This is a genomic window from Capnocytophaga catalasegens, assembly GCF_026005215.1.
Lineage (GTDB): Bacteria > Bacteroidota > Bacteroidia > Flavobacteriales > Flavobacteriaceae > Capnocytophaga > Capnocytophaga catalasegens.
Map to the genome: position 1 here is coordinate 1 of NZ_BPMA01000096.1, position 4,202 is coordinate 4,202.

A 4,202-nucleotide genomic window follows, 5' to 3' on the forward strand; every position below is an offset into this window, starting at 1 on the left:
ATAAGAATTTAGTGTCTATTTCTTCTCCATTTACTAAAAACTGACTTCTCTCAATCACCACATCATAAGTAGGCTTTTTCTCTGTCTTTACAAAGATATTATAGGTAAGAGTAGTGTTATATTCTTGTTCTCCTATTTTTAATATAAGTACATCTTCAACGGCATAAGTAGCGGTTGGGAATAAATGAGGTGTTATTAGGTTTATCATAAATATAATTATTTTATTGAACAAATAAAAAATACTATATTAAAATCTCTACTCTTATTTTTTATTCACTAACCATTCCTTTCCCCTCTCTAAATAATTTATTATTTATTTTATATTCAATAAAGATAGGTTGTTTTTTAGATGAATATATTTGTTGTATATTAGTAATATAAATATTTTTATTCTTTTTAAGAAATAGGATTATTGTATCCTTAGTTGTTATTGTGTCATATATTTGCTCAAAATAAATCCTAACAAGTTTTGTTGAATCATAATTGATATAAGCTACTTTACCTTCTATATTTTTCTTTTTTTCTTTCTTAAGAACAACTTTTAATATTTCCACAGATGTACTATCTGTTATATATTTGATTTCAATTTGTTCATCAAAAAAATAGGCAGGAATATTATGATTAACCTTTTCCTCACAAGAAATCAAAAATAAAAATGTTAAGAATAATATTCTATTTATACATAACATATCCATAAAAGTTAGTATTAAATACACGTCTTCTAATTTTCATATTTTTATACTCCTCATGCCAACACCAATATGATAGATAAAAATGAGTTTTATCATAAGAGAATCCTCCTTTATATACTATCCAATGATATTGTGTAAGACATCCAAAAAAGCTAACTTCATGTGAAAGCATGTCTGAATCAATAAGTAATACAATATTCCATCCATTTTTATAGAGTAAGTCTATTTCTCTCATTTTTTCTAAATAATCAAATCCTGTAATAATTGATGTTTTGTCATTGAATGTAGAAGCACCATACAGATTAACACTAGCCTTTTTCATATATGAAGGCCAGTTTATAGCGTCCAAATCCTCTCCTCTTTTTCCTGTATAACTTAAATTATCTGAGCTCCTTGTTCCTGCTAGAATAATCCAATCTGCTGAAGACATTAAATCAGGAGGAGATATAGGATTTCCTTCTGAATCCTTATCAAAATAAGGATAATCAAAGTTTACATCTGGTTTCATATCAAAAAGTTCCTTATTAGGGCTTAATAAGAAATTATTAATTTTTACTTTTCCTGTTCTGAAAAATTCCAAATAACTATTATAAAACAAGACGTTTTTATTAACAGCTAACTGATAGATTATTGCAGCTGTTCCACATAAAGATGTATTATGTTGATCCAATTTTTTAGGTGATTTTTTTCGGTCTAATAATTCTCGCTCAAAAACTTTTTTATCAAACCACCTAAACCTGTTATGGCAGAAGATTTCTAATTTAGCTTTATTATTTTGCTCTTTTCCAGATTCTCTTACATACGCATAAAAAGAGATTGTTTGCCCGCAATAATCTAAATTATCACAGTTAAAAATAATCTCACTCCCTGTTTTTTGTATATGCATAAGTGTTAAGACATTTCCTTTTCCCAAATAACTAACCTGCCATTTTATATCATTTTTGTTTTTAGGAGGCATACTATGTGCAAAATTGGACACCCTTAGTTTGTATGATTTCCCATATATCATACCATAATTACCAAAGGTTTCTGTACCATCATTTTTGGAACCCTCATCTAAGTTGAGGATTTCTATTTTTTCTACTCCAAAAGGTATAGGAGGCGTAAGTTCTTTACGCTCTATTTTTTGCCATTTGCCATATTCTACTGCCATAATAAGTTTTGTATATTGTTAAATTTTTTTTATTAATCAACCTATAATTTAATACCTTGTTGAAAATATTTATCTAAAGAGAATTTTATTCAAGAAACCAATATCTTTGTTTATGCTCTATAAATTTCCCTATTTTATCACATTAAATCCAGCCCCAAGTACAATTAATCCATTATGATTATATCTTTACTATTAAAAAACTGATTGTCAATAGTAAAAGATTAATTTTAATAGTATAGCTAAACTATTCTATTTCTAAAAATCAGCGTATCAATAGTAATTTTATTAAAATCATATATGCAAACAAAATAATAGGGATATACATATATGTATCTATTAATACCTCTCTAAATATTTCTTCTATACTATAAGAACTCCAAGAGGAAACTCTATCTACAAAAATTATATAATCAATATAGTAAAATATGGATAATAGAGAAATAATAATAACTCCGTATAAGTAATACTTCTTCTTGATAATCATAGATAAGATAATAAATAATATGAAAAAAAAACTTATTCCTATAATTAAATATACAAAGACATCTCTTCCTAAAGAGCATTCTAAGCAAGATGAAGATATGTTATTTTTATATTTTTGCATTGATAAAAATATAAAGATATAGTCTAATATAAAGATAAATATTAGAAATAATATGTGCCTTAGCGACTTTAAAATCATTGTTTCTGAGGGTTTTTATCTTTTTTCAAAATAAAACATTCCCACATAAAAAGAGATAATACAACTTATACAAGGAATTATGGAATTATACAATACGATTTTATTAATTTCCTCTTCTAGATAAGTTGACCAACAAGCATACCGATGTACAAATTCTATTTTATTACAATATAACCAAAATATTAAAATAATAAGTAATAAAAAATATTTAGCAATAGATTTTTGGAAAGGCTTAAAAATAATGCTATACACAAATACAACACAGAATTGAATAGGCATAAAATAAAAAATTCCTGAAATAATATCTCTTTTCCCATCAATACAAGAATATCCATCAGGTAAAAATATTATCATTTGAATACTACCAATAACCACAGATAGAACACTTATTTTTATACTTTCTTTCATTTTTTAGGAATATATTTGTTCAATGAAGAAGAGACTCCTATTCCTATTGGATAAGTTCCTGCTTTTACATCTAAATAAGCTCCATTGATATTCCAAATAGCTCCATCTATCCTCTTTTCTTGTTTTCTGTATTTGGAAAAATCTTTCATATCATTAGGGTCTCGTGAAATAAAATCTTTCATATCTGCCTTAAAATTATCATATCTAGAGTCCTCAGTATCATTGTCTGAAGCGTATGTATCTCTATGTTTTTGTGTCCCCCAAGCATCTTCATAAAGAGAACGTTTCATATAAGCAAATACAGTAATACCTCCCATATCAGCTATTTTTTGAGCTAAACTATTATCTTTGTTTGGATTACTAACATTTTCAGAAGATGTTCCAATACCTGTTCTGCAAGCGTACGAATATAGATAAGTTTTATTATCATCAAGGAAAATATTTCTATTTATTTTAGAAAATTGTTCCGTATCCAACTCTTGACTATTTGCATTTTTTCCTTTATATCCAAATGCTATTATGCCCTCATTATCACTTTTTCTAATATAGCCGTGAGAGTATATATATATCCTGAATATTTTTCTTATTGATTTGTCTTCAATAGCAGAGATATTACCTATATTAATTATATTGATAACATCTTTCATTGAATTAACTCTAATTGTCTTCACCTTTTTATTATGAAAAGACAAAGACTCCTCAATAGCATTCAATTGCCCATCTGTATATCCATCCGTAAATATTAGAACTTTTACAAAAGGATAGTTTGAGTATTCTGTTCGTAATTTTCTAACAGCCATTGCAGGGAACATTAATCTATTTGCCATACTTTGTGATGATTGTTCAGTACCAATAATTATTAAAACTTCTTCTTGTGTAATCTTTACCTTCTTACTTACCTCTTCTGTAGGTTTTACCAAAAACGGCATTACGATAATTTCTTTTCCAGCCCAATTTTCTTTTAGTGTCAGTTCTAATTTCTCGCCTTTTTCTTTTAAAATTTCTTGTTTACCATCTAATTTTATCGCCCACTGTATACGTTTTTTGTCATTTTCAGAAACTTTATCTTGATTGTATTTAGTTACTTTGTAAGTTCCTTTTTCATAAGGAATAGCACTGTTTTTTCCTTCTACTTTTGTAACTAACAGTTGAGTTTTTTTATTTTTATCATTTCCATTCCCTAATCCCTGCATCACCACTTTTTTCTGGCTAATGAGCTCCAAATCACCATTGGTTGCTTCAATGATTACCTCTTCGGCTTCCTCAT

At 27.2% G+C, this 4,202-nt stretch carries 5 protein-coding genes; all 5 read right to left on the reverse strand.

Annotated elements, in window-relative coordinates:
• Nucleotides 1–208 (reverse strand): hypothetical protein (locus OO775_RS14000; RefSeq protein ID WP_264847845.1); only part of this gene is annotated, 208 nt, incomplete at its 3' end.
• A 61-nt stretch (nucleotides 209–269) separates the two neighbouring features.
• Nucleotides 270–695, reverse strand: a complete 426-nt coding sequence (locus tag OO775_RS14005) for a hypothetical protein (RefSeq protein ID WP_264847846.1) — start codon at nucleotides 693–695, stop codon at nucleotides 270–272.
• Nucleotides 673–1,845: a hypothetical protein gene (locus tag OO775_RS14010; RefSeq protein ID WP_264847847.1), complete on the reverse strand. Its 1,173-nt coding sequence runs from the start codon at nucleotides 1,843–1,845 to the stop codon at nucleotides 673–675. The genes OO775_RS14005 and OO775_RS14010 overlap by 23 nt, the downstream gene beginning before the upstream one ends.
• A 697-nt stretch (nucleotides 1,846–2,542) precedes the next feature.
• Complete coding sequence (locus tag OO775_RS14015) at nucleotides 2,543–2,935, reverse strand: hypothetical protein (RefSeq protein ID WP_264847848.1); 393 nt, start codon at nucleotides 2,933–2,935, stop codon at nucleotides 2,543–2,545.
• On the reverse strand, nucleotides 2,932–4,202 hold a 1,271-nt coding region (locus OO775_RS14020), incomplete at its 5' end, for a hypothetical protein (protein ID WP_264847849.1). The genes OO775_RS14020 and OO775_RS14015, both read right to left, overlap by 4 nt.

Bases quoted from the DNA above. Each gene is read 5' to 3' on its own strand.
- OO775_RS14005 (WP_264847846.1), bottom strand. From the start codon at position 695: ATGGATATGTTATGTATAAATAGAATATTATTCTTAACATTTTTATTT.
- OO775_RS14015 (WP_264847848.1), bottom strand. From the start codon at position 2,935: ATGAAAGAAAGTATAAAAATAAGTGTTCTATCTGTGGTTATTGGTAGT.
- OO775_RS14010 (WP_264847847.1), bottom strand. From the start codon at position 1,845: ATGGCAGTAGAATATGGCAAATGGCAAAAAATAGAGCGTAAAGAACTT.